Annotated in this window: 17 protein-coding genes; 11 read left to right on the top strand and 6 right to left on the bottom strand. The window is 70.9% G+C overall.

Going from position 1 to position 20,430, the window contains the following annotated elements:
• Positions 1-14 precede the first annotated feature (14 nt).
• The 4 genes from AUL35_RS05110 to AUL35_RS05095 form a co-directional block, all read right to left on the bottom strand.
• Positions 15-878 carry a Cof-type HAD-IIB family hydrolase gene (locus tag AUL35_RS05110; protein WP_082666120.1) on the bottom strand — a complete coding sequence of 288 codons (864 nt, stop codon included), beginning with the start codon at positions 876-878 and terminating at the stop codon, positions 15-17.
• Positions 878-1,855 (bottom strand): phosphogluconate dehydrogenase (NAD(+)-dependent, decarboxylating), encoded by a 978-nt coding sequence (gnd, locus tag AUL35_RS05105; protein WP_062012691.1) that lies wholly within the window; start codon positions 1,853-1,855, stop codon positions 878-880. The genes AUL35_RS05110 and gnd overlap by 1 nt, the downstream gene beginning before the upstream one ends.
• 76 nt (positions 1,856-1,931) lie before the next feature.
• Complete coding sequence (gene tkt / locus AUL35_RS05100) at positions 1,932-4,022, bottom strand: transketolase (RefSeq protein WP_062012689.1); 2,091 nt, start codon at positions 4,020-4,022, stop codon at positions 1,932-1,934.
• A gap of 175 nt (positions 4,023-4,197) precedes the next feature.
• Positions 4,198-5,529, bottom strand: a complete 1,332-nt coding sequence (locus AUL35_RS05095; RefSeq protein WP_156417841.1) for an NAD(P)H-dependent oxidoreductase — start codon at positions 5,527-5,529, stop codon at positions 4,198-4,200.
• Between the two features lie 177 nt (positions 5,530-5,706).
• On the opposite strand from AUL35_RS05095, the gene AUL35_RS05090 reads away from it, so the two are divergent.
• The 5 genes from AUL35_RS05090 (at position 5,707) to AUL35_RS05070 (ending at position 12,218) form a co-directional block, all read left to right on the top strand.
• On the top strand, positions 5,707-6,381 hold the full coding sequence (locus AUL35_RS05090; RefSeq protein WP_062012687.1) for a response regulator transcription factor: 675 nt from the start codon (positions 5,707-5,709) through the stop codon (positions 6,379-6,381).
• Complete coding sequence (locus AUL35_RS05085) at positions 6,378-8,864, top strand: extracellular solute-binding protein (RefSeq protein WP_062012685.1); 2,487 nt, start codon at positions 6,378-6,380, stop codon at positions 8,862-8,864. The genes AUL35_RS05090 and AUL35_RS05085 overlap by 4 nt, the downstream gene beginning before the upstream one ends.
• Before the next feature lie 210 nt (positions 8,865-9,074).
• Positions 9,075-10,028, top strand: coding sequence for a tripartite tricarboxylate transporter substrate binding protein (locus tag AUL35_RS05080; RefSeq protein ID WP_062012683.1), 954 nt, complete (start codon positions 9,075-9,077; stop codon positions 10,026-10,028).
• Positions 10,025-10,510 carry a tripartite tricarboxylate transporter TctB family protein gene (locus AUL35_RS05075; protein ID WP_062012681.1) on the top strand — a complete coding sequence of 162 codons (486 nt, stop codon included), beginning with the start codon at positions 10,025-10,027 and terminating at the stop codon, positions 10,508-10,510. The genes AUL35_RS05080 and AUL35_RS05075 overlap by 4 nt, the downstream gene beginning before the upstream one ends.
• 97 nt (positions 10,511-10,607) lie before the next feature.
• Complete coding sequence (locus AUL35_RS05070; RefSeq protein ID WP_062012705.1) at positions 10,608-12,218, top strand: tripartite tricarboxylate transporter permease; 1,611 nt, start codon at positions 10,608-10,610, stop codon at positions 12,216-12,218.
• A gap of 121 nt (positions 12,219-12,339) precedes the next feature.
• Here the strand turns inward: AUL35_RS05070 and AUL35_RS21985 are convergent, their stop codons facing one another.
• Positions 12,340-12,507: a hypothetical protein gene (locus AUL35_RS21985; protein ID WP_156417838.1), complete on the bottom strand. Its 168-nt coding sequence runs from the start codon at positions 12,505-12,507 to the stop codon at positions 12,340-12,342.
• A 239-nt stretch (positions 12,508-12,746) separates the two neighbouring features.
• On the opposite strand from AUL35_RS21985, the gene AUL35_RS05060 reads away from it, so the two are divergent.
• The 6 genes from AUL35_RS05060 to AUL35_RS05035 all read left to right on the top strand — a co-directional run bounded on the left by AUL35_RS05060 (position 12,747) and on the right by AUL35_RS05035 (position 18,516).
• The gene (locus tag AUL35_RS05060; RefSeq protein ID WP_244493666.1) at positions 12,747-14,765 is read left to right on the top strand and encodes an AI-2E family transporter; all 2,019 of its coding nucleotides are present in this window, start codon (positions 12,747-12,749) and stop codon (positions 14,763-14,765) included.
• 178 nt (positions 14,766-14,943) lie between these two features.
• Positions 14,944-15,606 (top strand): 50S ribosomal protein L25/general stress protein Ctc, encoded by a 663-nt coding sequence (locus tag AUL35_RS05055; protein WP_062012678.1) that lies wholly within the window; start codon positions 14,944-14,946, stop codon positions 15,604-15,606.
• Between the two features lie 61 nt (positions 15,607-15,667).
• Positions 15,668-16,384 (top strand): aminoacyl-tRNA hydrolase, encoded by a 717-nt coding sequence (pth, locus tag AUL35_RS05050; RefSeq protein WP_062012676.1) that lies wholly within the window; start codon positions 15,668-15,670, stop codon positions 16,382-16,384.
• Between the two features lie 53 nt (positions 16,385-16,437).
• Positions 16,438-17,541, top strand: a complete 1,104-nt coding sequence (ychF, locus tag AUL35_RS05045; RefSeq protein WP_062012675.1) for a redox-regulated ATPase YchF — start codon at positions 16,438-16,440, stop codon at positions 17,539-17,541.
• Between the two features lie 55 nt (positions 17,542-17,596).
• Positions 17,597-18,046: a MaoC family dehydratase gene (locus AUL35_RS05040; protein WP_062012672.1), complete on the top strand. Its 450-nt coding sequence runs from the start codon at positions 17,597-17,599 to the stop codon at positions 18,044-18,046.
• The gene (locus AUL35_RS05035; protein WP_062012669.1) at positions 18,043-18,516 is read left to right on the top strand and encodes a MaoC family dehydratase; all 474 of its coding nucleotides are present in this window, start codon (positions 18,043-18,045) and stop codon (positions 18,514-18,516) included. Before AUL35_RS05040 ends, AUL35_RS05035 begins: the two co-directional genes overlap by 4 nt.
• A 22-nt stretch (positions 18,517-18,538) precedes the next feature.
• On the opposite strand, the gene AUL35_RS05030 is transcribed toward AUL35_RS05035, so the two are convergent.
• Complete coding sequence (locus AUL35_RS05030; protein WP_062012667.1) at positions 18,539-20,311, bottom strand: diguanylate cyclase; 1,773 nt, start codon at positions 20,309-20,311, stop codon at positions 18,539-18,541.
• Positions 20,312-20,430: the final 119 nt, after the last annotated feature.

The following is a 20,430-nucleotide window of genomic DNA, read 5'->3' as shown; positions in this document are numbered from 1 at the left end:
GCCCGGCCCGGCCCCTAGCTGCGCGCCTCGACGAGCCGATGGAGGAAGCGCGCCACGCCGTCTTCCTGGTTTGTGGTGGTGACGAGGCGCGCGGCCGCGCGCACGGCGTCCGGCGCCTGGCCCATCGCGACGCCGATCCCGGCCCGGCGCAGCATGGGAACGTCGTTCGCCATGTCTCCGATCGCGGCCGTGTGCGCGAGATCGACGCCGGCGGCGCGCGCCAGGAAGCTGACGCCGTCGCCCTTGTTGGCGGCAGGCGCGGTAACGTCCAGGAAATAGTGCTGCGAGCGGATCACGTTGGCGGAAGCGCCGAGCGCGGCGCCGACCGAAGCCTCCAGCTCCGCCACGAGGTCGAAGCGCTCCGACACGCCGACCACCTTGTCGGCGCGCGTCAGATACGCCTCGAAATCGGGAACGACGCTCGGCTCCAGCCGCGCCGCTCGCCGCTCCCGGTCGTCGTAGGGCGTCGACTGCCCGCGCGTCAGCCATCGGCCGTCGGCAAACAGCCAGACCGGCACGCCGGCCCCGTCCAGCATCTCGACGGCGCGGCGCGCGGCCGCCTCCTCCAGGCGGTGGGCCTCGACCACCTCGCCGCCCGGGCGGAACAGCGTTCCGCCGTTGAAGGCGCCGACCGCCGTCTCGATGCCGAGCCGCTCGACCAGTTCGCCCAAGCCGCTCGCCGGCCGCGCGCTGATCAGCGTGAAGAGGATGCCCGCCGCTTCCGCCCGGCGCACGGCGCGCAGCGTCTCGTCGCTCAGGGACTTGTCGTCGCGCACCAGCGTGCCGTCGATGTCGGACACGACGAGGCGGACGGCGGCGAGTTCCTCGCGCCCCGGTTCCGCTCGGCTCGTCTCTTCGGGGCTCGGGCTCCCCGACATTACTGCGGGATCTCGACGTGCCCGCCGAAGCCGTAGCGCATGGCCGACAGCATCTTGTCGCCGAAGGTCGCCATCTGGCGCGAGCGGTAGCGCGCGTAGAGCGCGGCCGACAGGACGTTGACCGGCACCGCCTCCTCCATGGCGGCCTCCAGCGTCCAGCGGCCCTCGCCGGAATCCGCGACGTTGCCCGAGAAGTGCTCGAGGTTCTTGTCGCCCGCCAGCGCGATCGCGGTGAGGTCGAGGAGCCAGGATGAGATCACCGAGCCGCGCCGCCAGACCTCGGCGATGTCGGGCAGGTTCAGGTCGAAGCGCTCGTCCTCGGGCAGGAGGGGCGAGTTCTTGGTCTTCAGGATGTCGAAGCCTTCGGCATAGGCCTGCATCAGGCCGTACTCGATGCCGTTGTGGACCATCTTCACAAAGTGGCCGGCACCCGCCGGGCCCGCATGAATGTAGCCACGCTCGGCGCGCGTGTCCTCGGTGTGGCGGCCGCGCGTGCGCTCGATCTCGCCATAGCCTGGCGCCAGGGCGTCGAAGATCGGGTCGAGCTCGCGCACTGTCGCCTCGGGACCGCCGATCATCATGCAGTAGCCGCGCTCCAGCCCCCACACGCCGCCCGAGGTTCCGACGTCGATGTAGTGGATGCCCTTCCCGCTCAGCTCCTTCGCGCGGCGGATGTCGTCCTTGTAGAAGGTGTTCCCGCCGTCGATGATGACGTCGCCCTCCGAAGCGAGGCCGGCGAGGTCGCGGATCGCGCCTTCCGTCGGCTCGCCCGCCGGCAGCATCACCCAGAAGACGCGGCGCCCCGAGAAGCCGGCCGCCAGCTCCTCCAGCGAGCCCGCGCCCCGGGCGCCCTCGCCGCTCAGCGCCGAGACGGTCTCGGCCGAGCGGTCGTAGACCAGGCACTCGTGCCCGTGGCTCATCAGGCGGCGCGCGATGTTGCCGCCCATCCGGCCGAGGCCGATGATCGCGATCTGCATGGGGGAGGTCCTTGCGATGGCAGTCGTGGAAAGCAACCGGCGCCCTCGAAGGGGCGCCGGCCGGGTGGTTTATGTCTTAGGAGCGGCCCGCGGCCAGCTGCTCGCGGGCGAGCTTCAGGACGTTGTCGACCGTGAAGCCGAACTTCTCCTGGAGCTTGGCGATCGGTGCCGAGGCGCCGAAGGTGGTCATCACGACCTTGGCGCCCTTGGCGCCGCTGTAGCGGTCCCAGCCGAGCGAGCCGCCCTGCTCCACCGCCACGCGCGCCATGACGTCCGGCGGCAGGACCTCGTCGCGATACGCCTGGTCCTGCTTCTCAAAGAGGTGCCAGGAGGGCATGGACACGACGCGCGACTTCACGCCTTCCGCCACCAGCTTCTCGTGCGCCTCGATGCAGAGCGAGATTTCCGAGCCCGTGCCAAGAAGGATCACGTCCGGGCGCTCGCTCGCCGATCCCGCCAGGATGTAGGCGCCGCGCTTGAGGCCCGAGGCCGCCGCATACTTCGAGCGGTCGAGGGTCGGCAACGGCTGGCGCGACAGGATGAGCGCCGCCGGCTCGTGGGTCTGCTCCATCGCCACGCGCCAGGCTTCCGCCGTCTCGTTGGCGTCGGCCGGGCGGATGGTGTTGAGCCCGGGAATGGCGCGCAGGCTCATCATCTGCTCGATGGGCTGGTGCGTCGGGCCGTCCTCGCCCACGCCGATGGAATCATGGGTGAACACCCAGATCACCGGCAGCTCCATGATCGCCGACAGGCGCACGGGCGCGCGCATGTAGTCGGAGAACACGAGGAAGGTCGAGGCGTAGGCCTTGAGGTAGGTCAGCGCCATGCCGTTGGCGATCGCGCCCATGGCGTGCTCGCGGATACCGAAATGCAGGTTCCGGCCGCCGTAGTTGCCCGGCCCGAAGGAGCCGACGTCGCCGTTGATCAGCGTCTTGTTGGAGGGGGCGAGGTCCGCCGAGCCGCCGACGAGATAGGGCACCTTGGCGGCGATGGCGTTCAGCACCTTGCCGCCCGCATCGCGCGAGGCGACGCCCTTGGCATCCGTCTCGAAGCTCGGAATGTCCTTGTCCCAGCCCTCGACGAGCTTGCCGCGGCGCATGGCCTCGACCTCGGCGGCGAGCTCGGGATGAGCGGAGCGGTAGCGCTCGAAGTCGGCCTCCCACTTCTCGCGCGCGGCGCGTCCGCGCTCCTCGACGGCGGCGCGGAAGCCTTCCTTGACGCCGTCCGGCACGAGGAAGCTCTGATCTTCGGGCCAGCCGTAGAACCGCTTGGCACCGGCCACGTCCTCGGCGTTGAACGCCTCGCCGTGCGCCTTGGCGGTGCCCTGCTGCTTCTGGAGGCCGTAGCCGATGATCGTGTCGACGACGATCAGGGTCGGGCGGTCGTCGGTCTGGCGGAACTCGGCCACCGCCTTGCGGATGGCGTCGAGGTCGTTGCCGTCCGAGACGTGCAGCGTCTTCCAGCCGTAGGCGCGGAAGCGCTCGGCCACGTCCTCGGAGAAGGCGAGATCGGTGTGGCCCTCGATCGAGACGCGGTTGTTGTCGTAGATCCAGCAGAGATTCGAGAGCTTCAGGTGGCCGGCGAGCGAGGCGGCCTCCGACGAGACGCCCTCCATCATGTCGCCGTCGCCGCAGAGCACGATCACGTCGTGGTCGAAGATCGTGGCTTCCGGCTTGTTGTAGCGCGCGGCGAGGTAGCGCTCGGCGAGCGCCATGCCGACCGAGTTGCCGCAGCCCTGGCCGAGAGGCCCGGTGGTGGTCTCGACGCCCGTCGTCATCCGGTACTCGGGATGGCCCGGGGTCTTGGAGGAGAGCTGGCGGAAGCTCTTGATGTCGTCGAGCGAGACGGCCGGCTTGCCGGTCTTCTTCCCGTCGGCGTCGATCTCCTCGACGCCGGCGAGGTGCAGCACCGAATAGAGCAGCATCGAGCCGTGGCCGACCGACAGAACGAAGCGGTCGCGGTTCGGCCAGTCGGGCTGGGCCGGGTCGGTGCGCAGGAACTCGGTCCAGACCGTGTAGGCGACGGGGGCGAGGCCGAGCGGCGCGCCCACATGGCCGGAATGGGCCTTCAGGACGGCGTCCATGGACAGGGTGCGGATCGTGTCAATCGCGGCCTGGGCCATGTCGTTGCCGCCGCCGGGCTCGGTGGTCGATCGGATCGCGCTCATGCGGCCATGTCCTTTCGCGTCAAAGGACCCGTTCCGGCCGTCACGGGAGTGGCGCAGCCGAGGGGTCCGTCGCTGATGTGCCCTCAAGGGTGGGGCGCCCGGCGCCCAAGTCGATGGGGCCGCGCGCGTGAAAGCATGGGTGGCTCTTGCGCCGCAAGCGCCCGCGCCCCCCTTCTCAGGGCGCGCGGGTCAGAAAACGCCCGTCCGCCTCGTCGAGAAGCCGTCGGATGCGCGTGACCTCCTGAGCCTCGTCGGGCGCGCAGTTCACGTAGGTCAGCTTTTCGCCGGCGCGAATCGGCTGCGTGACGCGCCCGCCTTCCGCCAGCCCGATCGGCAGCGCGCGAGAGGCGCGCGCGTCCTCCCAGGTCATCGCGAAGCCGCGATACTGCGTTTCGCCGATGCGCCCCAGCCGCTCGCCCGGCTCGAGGTCGCGCTTGGCGACCGCCGCGCATTCGGCGACCGGGCGGTCCAGCGGCTCCATGTGGGGCACGCCGCGCATCACCGCGTGGACCGCCGAAAGCGGAACCTCCAGCGAGGTCAGGTGGAAGGGGCGCACCAGCGCGAAGCAGGGGCCGGGGCCGACCTTCAGGTCGGCGATGCGCTCGAGGACGCGGGGATGCCTCGGCTTCACGATGCAGAAGACGCCGGGCGCGACGCCCCGCCCGATCGTGTAGTCGACGACGCCCGAGCGCGAGAGGATGCCCCCGTCGGCCTCGGTGCAGAGAACCTGCGCGAGGTCGTCGATCGTGGCGTTCGGCCCGTGCATGCCGGGCTTGTCGGGCACGAGCCCGGTGGCGTTGGCGATCGCCACCATCTCCACCATGGTCTTGGTGCCGTCCACGAACTCCACCAGCATGCGGGCGTTCATGTTGCGGCGCGCGGCCTCGGCCTCGTAGTCGGCGGGCACCGCCGAGAAGTCGAGCGCGTTGTTCTTGCCCTTGCCGGCGGCCACGACCTCGAGGCCCAGCGACTGGGCCAGGCCGATCAGCTCCAGCGTCGCGTGCGGCTCGTCGCCCGCCGCGCCCGTGTAGACGACGCCCGCGCGGCGCGCCTCGGCCGCGAGGTGGCGCCCGATCGTGATGTCGGCCTCGACGTTCATCATCACGACGTGGCGGCCGTGGCGGATCGCCTCGAGCGCCAGCACCGTGCCGACGCTGGGGGATCCGGTCGCGTCGATCACCGCGTCGACGCGACCCGCCGCGCAGAAGGTGCGGAAGTCCTCCACGATCGCCACGCGCCCGGCCTCGACGGCGCGGTTCACCCCGTCCGTGTCGCGCACGCGCACCGAATCGTCCGGCGCGTAGCCGGCGAAGGCGAGCGTCGCCTCGGCGTGGTCGGGACGCGAGGTCGAGAGCGCGCCGAGCCGCACGCCCGGCATGAGGCGCAGCTGCACCATGAGGTCGGTGCCCATCTGGCCGGCGCCCGCCACGCCGATCGTGACCGGCCCGCGCGCCCGCTCATGGGCCACCAGTTCCGCCGCCAGTCCGACCCGCGCGATCTCGTGCATACGCTGTTCTCCCGAAGCGCCGGTCAGACTGCCGGCCGCTCCCATGCCATAGCGGCGCGAGCGCATGGGCGGCAACCGATGCGAGACGCGGCGCGTCGGCGCGTTTGAGAATCCGGCGCGGCCCCTTTAGTCTTCGCGCCCTATGCCGGCGCGGCCGGAGCGGGAGGCGGCCGGCGCATGCGCATGCTCCTGGTGGAGGACAACGAGGGTCTGGGCGAGGCGGTGAACCATCACCTGCGCGGCTCGGGCCATTCCGTGGAATGGGTGCGCTCGGGCGAGGAGGCCTGGGAAGCGCTGACGCTGGAGCCGTTCGACGCGGTGATCCTCGACCTGACCCTGCCGGGCCGCGACGGCCTGTCGGTGATCGCGCAGATGCGGCGCGAGCGCCAGGCCACGCCCGTTCTCGTGGTCACCGCCCGCTCCGAGATCGACGACAAGATCAGCCTTCTCGACCAAGGCGCCGACGACTACCTCGTGAAGCCCTTCGACCTACGCGAGCTCGACGCGCGGCTGCGGGCGCTCCTGCGCCGGCAGGCCGGCCAGACCACGAGCCTTTCGCGCTTCGGCGATCTCAGCCTCGATACGGCGGGGCGCCTCGTGCGCATCGGCGAGACGCCGGTCGACATCGGGCGGCGCGAGTTCCGCCTTCTGGAGATCCTCCTGTCGCGGCCTGGGGTCGTGGTGCAGAAGGAGAGCCTGATGGCGCAGCTCTTCTCGTTCGACGAACAGGTCTCGACCAACGCGCTGGAACTCTACGTCTCGCGCCTGCGCCGCAAGCTCGAGGGCTCGCGCGTCGAAATCGTGACCGTGCGCGGCACGGGCTACGTCGCACGGGTGCCGCAAGGCTCATGAGGCCGCAGCCGCGCCCCGTCTCGATCCGGCGCCGCATCCTGGTGGCGGCGTCGGCGCTTCTTCTTCTGGCCGCCATGCTTCTGGTCGCCTTCATCCGCGACTATGCCGAGCGCGCCTCCGACCGCGCCTTCGACCGTCTCCTGGCGGCCTCCGCGCTCACGATCGCGGGCGCCGTGCAGATCGAGGGCGGCGGCGTCACGGTGGAGCTGCCGCTCGCCTCCTTCGCCATGTTCTCGGGCGAGGACCGCGTCTTCTACGCGGTGGACGCGCCGGACGGGCGCAACGTCACGGGCTATCCCGACCTGTCGGCCGGCCTCTCGCCGGCGGACGATTCCGACCCGGTCTTCGCGGACGGCGCGTTCGGCGGCGAGCGCGTGCGGATCGCGACCGTCGGACGCCTCGTGTCCACGGCGGGCGGCACGGGTTGGGTGACGATCCGCGTCGCCGAGACGGAAGCGGAGCGCGCCGCGCTCGCCGCCGAGATCCAGGGCCGCGCGCTCCTGCCGGTGGCGGCGATGACGCTTCTGGCGCTTGCCCTCCTCTGGTTCGGCATCGGGCGGGCGTTCGCGCCGCTCAGCCTCCTCGAGGCGCACCTGCGCGGCCGCGAGCCCGACCAGCTCGCCCCGATCGACCTGCCGGTGCCGCAGGAGGTGCGCCAGCTCGTGCTCGCCCTGAACGGCTTCATGGGACGCCTCGCCTCGGCGCGCGAGCGCCTGGGGGGGCTGGTGGCCGACGCCGCGCACCAGGTGCGCACACCGCTCGCCTCGCTCCGGGCCCAGGCCGAGATGGCGCGCGGCGAGCGCGACCCCACGCTCCTGGGCGCGCAGATCGCCCGCATTCACGACGGAGCGGTGCAGGCGAGCGACCTCGTCACGCAACTCCTGATGGACGCCACCATCACGCACCGCCTCGAGACGCGGCCGAGCGAGCCGACCTCGCTGTCCCAGCTCGTCGACGAGGTGATCGGCCGCCTCGACCCGACGAGCGAGGACCGCGTCGCGCTCGACATCGCGCCCGGCCTCATGGAGCTCGGGATCGGCTCGGACCGCGTGGCGCTGCGCGAGATGCTGCGCAACCTCGTCGACAACGCCCTGCGCTACAGCGACGGGCCGGTGCTGATCGCGGCGCAGGCCCGCCGCGACCGGCTGGAGATCGACGTCCTCGACCGGGGACCCGGCGTGCCGGACGCCGAAAAGGAGGCCGTGTTCGAGCGCTTCCGGCGCGGCACCACGGCGGGCGTCCGGCACGGATCGGGCCTCGGGCTTGCGATCGTGCGCCGCGTGGCGGAGGCGCAAAGAGGAACGGTGCGGCTGGAGGATCGCGCGGGCGGCGGGCTTCGCGTGCGCCTCGCGCTGCCGCTCGCCCCCGCTCCCGGCAGGACGAGCCGGGCGCCGGGCGCCGCGCAGGCCGCCCTCGTCCTGGCGACGCTCCTTCTCGCCTCGCCGGCCCTCGCGCGCAGCCCCGTCTCCTATCCCGCGCCCGACGGCTCGCGGGGCGCGCGCCTGTCGATCCTCGGCGCCACCGACACGGCGCTCTTCTCCGCGCTCGTGCGCGGCTTCCAGGAGGCGCGGCCCGACGTCTCGGTGGACTACGTGGAAGCCGAGACGCGGCCGATCTTCGAGGAGCTCGTGGAGGGCCGCGCGCCCGTGCCCGACCTCGTGATGAGCTCGGCCTCGGACCTTCAGGTCAAGCTCGTCAACGACGGCTTCGCCCGGCGCCTGTCGCCCGGCCACGCCTCCCTGGTGCCGGAATGGGCGCAGTGGCGCTCCTCGGTCTTCGGCGTCAGCTTCGAGCCCGCCGTGATCGTCTACAACCCCGATCTCGTCTCGCCCGCCGAGGTGCCGCGCACCCATCTGGCGCTGGCCGAACTCCTGGAGGCCGAGGGGGCGCGCTTTGCCGGGCGCATCGCGACCTACGACGTCGCGCGCTCGGGCGTCGGCTATCTCCTCGCCTCGCAGGACGCGGCGATCTCGTCCTATTTCTGGCGCCTGGCGAGCGCCTTCGGGCGCGTGGGCGCGCGCGTCAGCGGCGCGAGCCCCGAAATCCTCGACCGGATCGAGAGCGGCGAGATCGCGATCGGCTACAACGTGCTCGGCTCCTACGCCTTCGCGCGGCAGGCGGCGGGCGCACGCATCGGCATCGCGGTGCCCGACGACTACGTGCTCGTGCTCAGCCGCTCGCTGCTCGTGCCCAAGGGCGCGAGCCGGCCGGATCTGGCCGAGAGCTTCGTCGACTTCGCCCTTTCGCCCGCCGGCCAACGCATCATGGCGGGTCCGGCGGCGCTCGGCGCGGTGGTGGCGGGAACGCAAGGCCCCTGGACCGCCGAGCGCATCGCCGCGCTCGGGCGCGGCGCGGTGCAGCCGATCGCGTTCGGCCCCTCGCTCCTCGTCGGGCTCGACCGGCAGCGGCGCGACCGGTTTCTCGACACGTGGCGCGAGATCGTCTCGCCTGAGAAGGCGGGACATGCCATGGTGGCGCCCTGACGGATCGGGGCGTGACAGGTTTTTGACAGGAAGCCGGGGGTAGCTTGCCGCTCGACCGGGGCTTGGGAGGGCTCGGCCGCGCATGCCCTCGGCATCCGGCAACGGCAGGCCCGCTCGTGCCGGCCTATCGACACAAGATCCTCCACGCCCCTCGATCCGAATCTGCCGGCGCCCGGTCGACGCGCTCCGGCGCTCAAGGGGAGGACTGACATGAAGACTGCATTCTGGGGTGGCCTCGTGGCCGCATGCCTGTCGTCGGCCGTGGCCTTCGCGCAGACCCCGTCCTACGAGATCATCGCGCCCGCCTCGCCGGGCGGCGGCTGGGACCAGACCGCCCGCGCCATGCAGGCGACGCTGCAGGACGCCAAGATCGCCGGCAACGTCCAGGTCGTGAACGTACCGGGCGCCGGCGGAACGATCGGCCTCGCCCAGTTCGTCTCCTCGAAGTCCGGCAAGGCCGACTCGCTGCTCGTCGGCGGCTACGTCATGGTCGGCGCGATCCTCACCAACCGCTCGCCCGTGACGCTCGACCAGGTGACGCCGATCGCGCGCCTGACCGGCGAGGACGAGGCGATCGTCGTTCCCGCTTCCTCGCCCTACCAGACCATCGGCGACCTCGTGAACGCCATGAAGGCCGATCCCGGCGCGGTGGCGATCGCGGGCGGCTCGGCCGGCGGCACCGACCACATCGCGGCGGGCCTTCTCGCCCAGGCCGCGGGCGTCGACCCCAAGCTCGTCAACTACATCGCCTTCTCGGGCGGCGGCGAGGCGCTGGCCGCGATCCTCGGCCAGCAGGTCGCCGCCGGCATCTCCGGCTACGGCGAGTTCGAGAGCCAGGTGAAGGCCGGCACGCTGCGCCTTCTCGCCACCACGGGCGCGGAGCGCGTTCAGGGATCGGAGGCTCCGACCCTCAAGGAGTCCGGCCTCGACATGACCCTCCAGAACTGGCGCATGGTGGCCGCCGCCCCCGGCATCTCGGACGAGCAGAAGGCCGCCATCACGGCCGACATGGAGAAGATGTCGAACTCGCCCGAGTGGAAGGCGGTCCTCGAGCGCAACAACTGGCAGAACACGTTCCTCGCCGGCGACGCCTTCCAGACCGAGCTGAAGAAGAACATCGAGGACACCAAGGAGGTCCTCACCGCGATCGGTCTCGTCCAGTGACCCATCCGGTCTCCAACGCGATCGAGCGCCGCCCCGACCGGGCGGCGCTTTTCATCGGCGTGGCGCTGGCCGTGCTGGGCGCGCTGGTGCTCTTGGACGCCCAGAGCGTGCGCGGCGGCGCCTATGCCCGCATCGGCCCCGCCACCTTCCCGACGGTGATCGGCGCCTTTCTCGTGGTCCTCGCCGTGTGGACGATGGTGTCCGCCTGGCGCGGCCGCTTTCCCGAGCGCGAGCCGAACGACGCCGCGCCCGTGATCTGGATCGTGGCCGGCCTCGCGCTGCAGCTTCTCCTGCTCCATCCCGCCGGCTTCTCGATCGCAACGGGCCTTCTGTTCGCGCTGACCGCGCGCGCCTTCGGCAAGCGGAAGCTCTGGATCTCGCTTCCCGCGGGCATCCTCTTCTCGCTCGGCATCTGGCTTCTGTTCACGCAGGTCCTGCGCCTCGCCCTGCCGGCCGGCCCGCTGGAACAGCTTTTCATCTGACATGCGGCCCCGGCGCCCCGCCGGAGCCTTCATCACGCTTCGACGCCGCCGCCGGACCCTGCCCGGCACCGCGCGGCCGCCGCGACGGGACCCGCCGATGGATACGTTCGCCCTTCTGGGCCAGGGGCTCCTTACCGCCCTCCAGCCCGCCTACCTCCTCTACGCGCTGATCGGCGTCACGCTCGGCACCGCAGTCGGCGTCCTGCCCGGCATCGGCCCGGCGCTGACCGTCGCGCTCCTCTTGCCGGTGACCTACCAGCTCGACGCCACGGGCTCGCTGATCATGTTCGCCGGCATCTACTACGGCGGCATGTACGGCGGCTCGACCACCTCGATCCTCCTCAACACGCCCGGCGAGTCGGCCTCGATCATCACGGCGCTGGAGGGCAACAAGATGGCCCGCAAGGGGCGAGGCGGACCGGCGCTCGCAACCGCCGCCATCGGCTCCTTCGTGGCGGGCCTGATCGCGACGCTGGGGCTGGCCTTCCTCGCCCCCGTGATCGTGCGCTTCGCCCTTTCCTTCGGGCCGGCGGAATACTTCGCGCTGATGATCCTCGCCTTCGTCACGGTCTCGGCGGCCTTCGGCGACTCGGCCCTGCGCGGCCTCACCGCGCTCGCGCTCGGGCTGACGCTCGGCCTCGTCGGCATCGACCTCCAGACCGGGCAGGCGCGCCTGACCTTCAGTCCCCTCCTCCAGACCCTGCGCGACTGGTCGGGCGACCCGGCCTCCTCGCTCGCCGGCCTGTGGGCGAGCCTAGCCTCCGGCCTCGGCGCGCTGTCGGCCAACCTTCTCGACGGCATCGAGGTGACGACGCTGGCGGTCGCGCTCTTTGCGATCGGCGAGGCGCTCGTGGTGGCCGCCACCGCCTCTCGCACGCCCGACACGATCGAGGCCGTGAAGGGCTCGCTCTGGATGACCAAGGAGGACTGGCGCCGCTCGTGGAAGCCCTGGCTGCGCGGGACGGCGGTGGGCTTCCCGATCGGCGCCATGCCGGCGGGCGGCGCCGAGATCGGCACCTTCCTCTCCTACTCCATGGAGAAGAGCCTGACGAAGCACCCCGAGGAGTTCGGCCACGGCGCGATCGAGGGCGTGGCCGGCCCCGAGGCCGCCAACAACGCCTCGGCCGCCGGAACGCTGGTGCCGCTCCTCACCCTCGGCCTGCCGACCTCAGCCACGGCCGCGATCATGCTCGCCGCCTTCCAGCAGTTCGGCCTCCAGCCGGGCCCCCTCCTCTTCGTCACCTCGCCGCAGCTCGTCTGGGGTCTCGTCGCAAGCCTTCTCGTCGCCAACCTGATGCTGGTGATCCTGAACCTGCCGCTGGTCGGGCTCTGGGTGCGTCTTCTGACCATCCCGCGCCCCTGGCTCTATGCCGGCATCCTCGTCTTCGCGACGCTCGGCTGCATCGGGGCAAACCCTTCGGCCGTGGAGCTCGGCATGCTGCTCACCTTCGGCCTGCTGGGCTACATGCTGCGCCGCTTCGGCTATCCGATCGCCCCGGTGGTGGTGGGCCTGATCCTCGGCCCCATGGCCGAGCAGCAGCTGCGCCGCGCGCTCGCCATCAGCCAGGGCGACCCGAGCGTACTCGTCACCTCGCCGCTGGCGCTGGCGCTCCTGGCGATCGCGGTTCTGGCGCTGGTCGTGCCCATGATCCTGCGCGCGCGCGGGCGCGGCAACGTCCTGGCGGCCATGGCCTCCGACGAGGACTGACGGCGAGGACCGACGGCACGTCCATCCGTCAAGCCATGCGAAAAGGGGCGGCCCGCCGGATGCGGACCGCCCCTTTCTCGTTACGTCCCGACGACGAGCCGACCCGGCGGCCCGTCAGACGTCAGCGCTGGATGCCGTAGTACTTGTCGGCGTCGATGCCGACGCGCGTCAGGGCCTCCCGGCTCGGGCGGCGACCGGCTTCCGCGGCGGCGGCGCAGCTGGCCGCCGCGCCGAACAGATCGGTCAGGGCACGGACGCGGCTGCCAAGGGTGCGGTTGCGGGCGGTCATCTCGAAGTCTCCTGGGATCGGGTTTTGTCTTGTCGTCCCACCGAAGATGGTCCCGCCGACGGAAGAGTTGAAGCCGAAGGATTCGCCCGGCAGGCATGTGCCCGGCGCATAGCGAGCGGCCACGGGCATCGCCGGGGATCGACGAGGCGGACGAGGGGCGATCACGTCTCCGGGAACTCTCCCGGCATCGGAGCGTTGGGGCGGGTTGATCTCGCGCCAGCCCGCAGCGGAGCCCGTTCTTGGATATCGTCACCTCGCAGATGCTGCGTCGCGCGCTGCCGCTGTTCACCGCGCTCGCGGTCAGCGTCCTCGTCCTGACGGTCGGCTCGATCCTGTATCTCGGTCGCGAGATCTTCGTGCCCTTCGCGCTCGGCATCCTCCTGTCGTTCATCCTGGCGCCGATCGTCATCAAGCTGCAGAAGCACCGCGTGCCGCGCATCCTGGCGGTCAGCATCGCGATGGTGACCGCGACCGCCCTGATCCTGGCGCTGGGCTTCGCGATCGCCATGCAGATCAGCGCGCTGGTCGGCGAGATCCCGACTTATCGCATCACGGTCCAGCAGAAGATCGAGTCCCTTTCGGAGTCGGCTCAAGCGAGCGGCAACGGTCCTTGGAGCCGCGCCGTCCGGTCGCTCGAGGGCATGGCGGAGGATTTCCAGAACCTCGGCGCCCCGGCCGCGAATCCGGCGGCGACCACCGCTTCGCCCGCAACCGTGGCAGCCCCTCAGCCCATCCCGGTCGTCGTGCAGAACCAGGACTCCATCCTGTCCACAGCGATGGCGGTGATCGGGCCGCTTCTCAGTCCGCTCGCGACCTTCGGCATCGTGATCGTCTTCGCGATCTTCATCCTGCTCCAGAAGGAGGACCTGCGAAACCGCTTCATCCGCCTCGCCGGCACCGACGACCTCCAGCAGACCACGGCCGCGATCGACGACGCGGCGCACCGCCTGTCTCGCCTTCTCCTGTTCCAGCTCGGCATCAACGCCCTGTTCGGCGTCGTGACCGCCACCGGCCTCTGGTTCCTCGGCGTGCCCTCGCCGATCCTCTGGGGCATTCTCGGCGGCGTCCTGCGCTTCATTCCCTATGTCGGCGGCTTCGTCGGCGCGGGCCTGCCCATGCTTCTCGCCTTCGCGGTGGATCCCGGCTGGTCCATGGTGATCTGGACGGCGGTCCTCTACATCGGCGCCGAAGCGCTGCTCTCGAACGTCGTGGAGCCCATCCTCTACGGCCATTCCACCGGCCTCTCGCCGGTGGCGATCCTGCTCGCGGCGACCGTCTGGACGCTTCTGTGGGGCGCGGTCGGCCTGATCCTCGCCACGCCGCTTACGATCTGCCTCGTGGTGCTCGGCCGCCACGTGCCGCGCCTCGAGTTCATCGACGTCATGCTCGGCGACCGGCCGGCCTTGATGCCGCAGCAGATCTTCTACCAGCGCATGCTGGCGGGCGCGCCGGAGGAGGCGGCCGAGCAGGCGCGCGAGTTCCTGCGCGAACGAGAGCTCGCCACCTACTACGACGAGGTGGCGCTGGAGGGCCTGCGCATCGCCCATGAGGACGTCGCCCGCTTCGCCGTGAAGGAGGACCGGCTCGATACGCTGAGGGCCTCGACGCTGCGGCTGGTGGACAGCCTCAAGGGCGTCGGCGTCGCGGGCGCCTCGCGCCACCGCGCGGGCAAGGCCAAGCACCTCACCGCCGAGGCCGCGGCCGCCGTCGACGCCGCCGGCCCGGACCAGGCCGCGACCCGCATCGTACAGCGGCGCGAGGATCTCGCGCCCGAGTGGCGCGGCGAGACGCCGGTGATCTGCCTATCGGGCGCCAACGCGCTGGACGAGGCGGTCACGGCCATGCTGGCGCAGGTCCTCAACCGGCACGGCTTAGGAACCCGGCACGTGTCGCTCGCCGAGATGCGCCGCAACCCGCCCTCGCGCGAGGACGCGCAGGGCGTCGCCCTCGTCTGCCTGTCCTTTATCGAGCCGCTCTCGACCGTGCACCTGCGCCAGGCCGTGCGGCAGGTCCATCGCGTCGCCCCGGGAGCCCGCATCATGGTCGGCATCTGGCGACAGCGCGATCCGGCCATGCTGCAGGACCTCAAGCGCCGCGTCCACGCCGACGCACTGGTGACGACGCTGAACTCGGCGCTCGCCGCCGCGCTGGAACTCTCCAAAGGCCGGTCCAGCGTTCCCGTGCGCGAGGACCAGAGGCCCAAGCCCGAGCCCGAGGACGCGACCAAGGTCGAGGCCGCCGCGCCCGTGGCCGCCTGAGGGGCGGCATGGACCCTGCCTTGCCCGCTTGGCAGGCTTGCGCTATAGGCCGCGCAGCCCGTCGCGGACACCCTTGGAGGCAGCGCGGGCGGGAAGCGGGCTCGCCTGAGCGCCGCTTTTCGTCGTTTCGGTCCTGCCGGGACGACCGCTCCGGATCCAAACACACGAGGACTTCGCCATGAGCGAGAGCTACACGGTCAAGGCCGAGGCGCGCGAGAAGGTCGGCAAGGGGGCCGCCAGACACCTGCGCCGCAACGGTCGCGTACCCGCCGTCATCTACGGCGACAAGCAGGAGCCCCTGCCCATCTCGGTCCCCTACAAGGAGACCTTCCTTCGCCTGCACGGCGGCGGCTTCCTGACCACGATCGCCACGATCGACGTCGGCGGCCAGCAGATCAAGGTGCTGCCGAAGGACTACCAGCTCGATGTCGTCAAGGACACGCTGACCCACGTCGACTACCTGCGCGTTTCGGAGCGCACGGTGGTGACGGTGCGCGTGCCCGTGCACTTCGAGAACGAGGACGCGGCGCCCGGCATCAAGGCCCAGGACGGCGTGCTCAACGTCGTGCATCACGACATCGAGATCCAGGCTCCCGCCCAGTCGATCCCGGACGGCTTCACGGTCGACCTGACCGGCCTCGAGATCGGCGGCGCGGTGCATGCGTCCGACCTCAAGCTGCCGAACGGCGTCAAGCTGACCTCGGACGAGGACTTCGTGGTCGCCACGATCGTCCCGCCGATGGCCGAGGAGGTCGACGAGCTCGACGCCGAGACGCCGGTGACCGAGGTCACCGAGCAGACCGACGCGACCGCCGAGGACGAGCCGAAGTCCGGCAACTGATAGGGCGCGCGGCGGGCGGATTCCCTTCCGCCCGCCCGCCATCGCGCGGAGGCGGCATCCCATGCTTCTCTTGGTCGGCCTCGGCAATCCGGGCCCGGAGTATCGCGGTCACCGCCACAACGTCGGCTTCATGGCGCTCGACGAGATCCAGCGCCTGCCAGGCTTCACGCCCTGGTCGAAGAAATTTCAGGGCGAGACGAGCGAAGGCGAGATCGCCGGCCGCCGCGTCCTACTTCTGAAGCCCCTCACCTTCATGAACGACAGCGGCCGGTCGGTTCAGGCGGCGGCGGCTTTCCGCAAGATTCCGACGGGCGATGTCGTGGTGTTCCACGACGAGCTCGACCTGCCGCCCGGCAAGGTCCGGGTGAAGACGGGCGGGGGCGCGGGCGGCCACAACGGCCTGCGCTCGATCGACCAGCATCTGGGCCGCGACTATCGTCGCGTGCGCCTCGGCATCGGCCATCCCGGCTCCAAGGAGCGCGTGACGGGCCATGTGCTCGGCGACTTCGCCAAGAGCGATCAGCCCTGGCTGGACGATCTCCTGCGGGCCGTCGTGAAGCATCTCGGCGCCCTGGTGCAGGGCGAGGACGCCCAGTTCATGAACCGCGTCGCGCTCGACACGGGCGGCTCCGCCGAGCCCGAGGGCGCCAAGGGCTCGGCCGCCGCGCCCAAGGCGCGCGCGCAGAGCCACATCCGCCAGGCGCGCGGGCCCAAGCCCGCCCTTCCCGCGACCGGGCCGATGGCGGGCATGCTGAAGCGCCTCTTCGGCCAGGACTGACCCCTCCCCGTCCCCGGCCGGTCTCCCCTTCTCGTTTTTCAGGAACACGTCCCATGGGCTTTCGCTGCGGCATCGTCGGCCTTCCCAACGTCGGCAAGTCGACCCTCTTCAACGCCCTGACCAAGACGGCCGCCGCGCAGGCCGCCAACTACCCGTTCTGCACCATCGAGCCCAACACGGGCGACGTCGGCGTGCCGGACACCCGCCTCAAGGACATCGCGGCCATCGCGAAGTCGGCGCAGATCGTGCCGACGCGGATCACCTTCGTCGACATCGCCGGCCTCGTGCGCGGCGCCTCGAAGGGCGAAGGGCTCGGCAACCAGTTCCTCGCTAATATCCGCGAGGTGGACGCGATCGTCCACGTCCTGCGCTGCTTCGAGGACGACGACATCACCCATGTCGAGGGCCGCATCGACCCGGTGGCGGACGCCGAGACGGTGGAGACCGAGCTGATGCTCGCCGATCTGGAATCGATCGAGCGCCGCATCGTGGCAACCCGCAAGAAGGCCGCCTCCAAGGACAAGGAGTCGATGGCCCAGCTTCCCGTGATGGAGGCCGTGCTCGCCAAGCTCCAGAACGGCGAGCCGGCGCGCACGCTCGTGGCCGGCTTCGACGCGGAAGAAGCGCGCGAGCTGCGCGGCCTGAACCTCCTCACATCCAAGCCCGTTCTCTACGTCTGCAACGTCGCCGAGGGCGATGCCGCCACCGGAAACCGCTATTCGGAAGCGGTCGCGGCGATGGCCGCGAGGCAGGGCGCCCGCGCGGTCGTGATCTCGGCCGCGATCGAGGCCGAGATCGCCCAGCTGCCGGAAGCCGAGGTCGGCGAGTACCTGGAGGCCATGGGCCTCGAGGAGCCGGGCCTTGACCGCCTGATCCGCGCCGGCTACGAGCTTCTCAACCTCATCACCTACTTCACCGCCGGCCCCAAGGAGACGCGGGCCTGGACCGTGCGGCGCGGCGCCAAGGCGCCCCAGGCGGCGGGCGTGATCCACACCGACTTCGAGAAGGGCTTCATCCGAGCCCAGACGATCGCGCTCAACGACTATGTCTCGCTGGGCGGCGAGGTCGCGGCCAAGGAGGCGGGCCGGGCCCGCGACGAGGGCAAGGAATACGTCGTCCAGGACGGCGACGTCATGATGTTCAAGTTCAACGTCTGAAGGCCGCTGCCGGCGCGTCCTCCTCCCCTATCTCAGCGGGCGGAAGGAGGCGCGCATGCTGCTGTTCGAGGATTTCACGCCGGGGCGGATCTTTCCGCTCGGGCCCTACGAGGTGCGGCGCGAGGAAGTCCTCGACTTCGCGCGAGCCTTCGACCCCCAGCCCTTCCATCTCGACGACGCGGCCGCCGACACCTCGCTCCTCGGCGGCCTTGCGGCCTCGGGTTGGCACACCTGCGCGATGATGATGCGCATGATGTGCGACAGCTTCGTCAACCGCTCCTCCTCCCAAGGGTCGCCCGGCGTCGAGAGCGTGCGCTGGCTGCGCCCCGTGCGGCCGGGCGACACGCTCAGCGGCGAGGCCTTGGTGCTCGAAGCACGCCTCTCGCGCTCGCGCGCGGGACTGGGCCTCTGCCGCCTGCACAACACGCTCCACGACGGCTCGGGCGAGCGGGTTCTCGTCAGCGAGTACGCGATGATGCTTCTGACGCGCTCGGAGGCGGCATGACGGCGTTCGAGGAGATCGAGACCGATCGCTGGCAGGATCTCGGCACCCATCGCTTCGAGGAGGCCGAGATCCTCGATTTCGCGCGCCGCTTCGACCCGCAGCCCTTTCATCTCGACGCCGAGGCCGCCAGGCGGAGCGTGCTCGGCGGGCTCTGCGCCTCCGGCTGGCATACGGCGGCGGTCTTCATGCGCCTCAACATCCGCCACCAGACGCGTGAAGCGGCGCGCCTCGCGGGTGCCGGGCGTCCCGTTCCCGTCATCGGCCCATCCCCCGGCGTTTCGGACCTCAAGTGGACGAGCCCGGTGCGGCCGGGCGACACGGTGAGCTATCGCCAGCGTGTCGCCGCCAAGCGCGAGAGCGGATCGCGGCCCGGCTGGGGCCTCGTGACGACCGAGGTCGAGGCGACGCGGGAAAGCGACGGTACGCGCGTCTTCTCGATGCGGGCGACGGTGATGGTACGAACGGATTAGTCGAGCTCGGCCGCGCCCGCCGCTAGGCCAGCCGCTCAAGAGCCTGCGGCTGAGCGGGCTCGGCGGCACTGCGTCCGGCCTTCGCCAGGATGCGGTTCGTCGCGCGCACGCGGTTTCGCCCGGAGCGCTTGGCCTCGTAGAGGGCGAGGTCCGCACCGCGCGCCAGTTCGTCCCAGCTGTCCTCGGGTCCGAGCGCCAGCGCGACGCCGAAGCTCGCCGTCAGGCGCAACGGTGCCTCGCACCCCGCCACCGCCACGCTCAAGGCCTCCAGGGCAGCGCGCAGCGTTTCCATGCGTGCAAGGACCTCGCGGGCCGCTTCGCCGCTGAGCACGAGGGCGAACTCCTCGCCCCCGTAGCGCGCCGCCACCTGATCGGTACCCGCGGCGGCACCGAGGACGGCTCCCACGCTGCGCAGGACATGATCGCCGGCCTGGTGGCCGTGCCGGTCGTTGACCAGCTTGAAGTGGTCGATGTCGATCAGGACGAAGGCGCGGTCCTGCGTGGCAGGACGCGCCGAGATCGCCTCGTAGAAGCCGCGGCGGTTGAGGAGACCGGTCAGCTCGTCCGTGCTGGCGAGGCAGGCCAGCCGCTCCGACAGGGCCATGCGCTCGCGCTCCAGAAGCTCTCGCTCGCTGTCGCGCCGGTGCAGCGTGGCGAGCGCGCGCGACAGCGCGGCGAGTTGCGGTACGTCTCCCCTGTAGGGCTCGAAGCGCTTCTGCGCGCGCTCGCACATGGCGAGGATCTGCGCCTGGAAGGTCAGGAGGGGCCGGAAGACCTCCCGGTACGTAAAGACCGTCAGCCACAGGAGGGTCGCGACCACGACGGCGCACAGGGCCAGCGTCGTCGCCATCGCGCGGTCGGCGCGCGACTGGTGCTCCGTCGCGCTCTCGATCATCTTGCGCAGGAAGAGGTCCCGAAGCGTCGTTATGGGTGCGATCGTCGGCTCGTAGACGGCGCGGACATCGCCCGGAGACAGCGTCGCGTTGGGGCGCAGCGCCTGACGCTCGATGAGGCGCGTCAGATAGGGAAAGCCGCGCCCGAAATATTCGCCCCGGATGAGTTCGAGCTGCCGGTTCATCACGTCCTCGCCACGGTCGAGGACGAGCTGCGTCGAGCCCAGCTCCCATAGCGCCAGGATGCGCTGCTGGGTGCGCTGCGCGGCGGCCTGGAGGTCGGGGCGCAGGACCTCGCGCTTGGCGAGGGTCGGCAGCACCTCGGAAGGAAGGCGCTGGGCCGCCTGCTCGAGCGCGGCCAGGAGGCGCACGAGATTGACGTCGCCCGCGATCTGCGGGTCGGCCCGAACGACCTGCCGCGCAAGGCGCGCGACGGCCGGCTCCGCCGTCTCGCCGACCGCGATCAGCTCGCGGATCACGGAAAGCTGCTCGCCGAGGACGCGCTTGTCCGGCGGCTCGTTCACGAGAAGGTCGATGCGGGCGCGGTCGCCGGCGAGCTTGGCCCGCAGGAAATCGAAGTTGAACGAGAAGGTCTCGCCGACCGCCTTCTGCAACCGTTCCACGGTCCAGTCGCTCTTCCCGCGGGCGAGCAGCATTCGCTGATGGGCGGGATCGCTCGGGCCGCTGCCGGCCAGCGCGGCCTCGCTGGGCGCCCTTTCCGCCGCGAGCGCGGTGAAGGCGTCGAAGGCGACCGCAAAGTCCCTCAGGCGCCCGAGGCTTTCGTTGGCCACCGTGCTCTGTCGCCAGGCCGTGAGAAGCGTGGTTCCGGTCAGCAACAGCGTCGCGACCACCAAGAGGGCGGCACCCATGCGGAACAGGAGCAGGGCGTTGGGTCGGCGCATGGTGGTCCGCGATGCGTGAGGACCCCGATGATGCGGAGCAACGGATGAAGAAAGGGTTCACCCTTCGCGGCAGCACAACCTCAACGAAAAAGGGGCCCTCTCGGACCCCTTTTCCATGT

The organism is Aureimonas sp. AU4, assembly GCF_001463765.1.
Taxonomy (GTDB): Bacteria; Pseudomonadota; Alphaproteobacteria; order Rhizobiales; family Rhizobiaceae; genus Aureimonas.
Note: the sequence above shows the minus strand (reverse complement) of the source record. Positions and strands in the feature narration are given on the sequence as shown.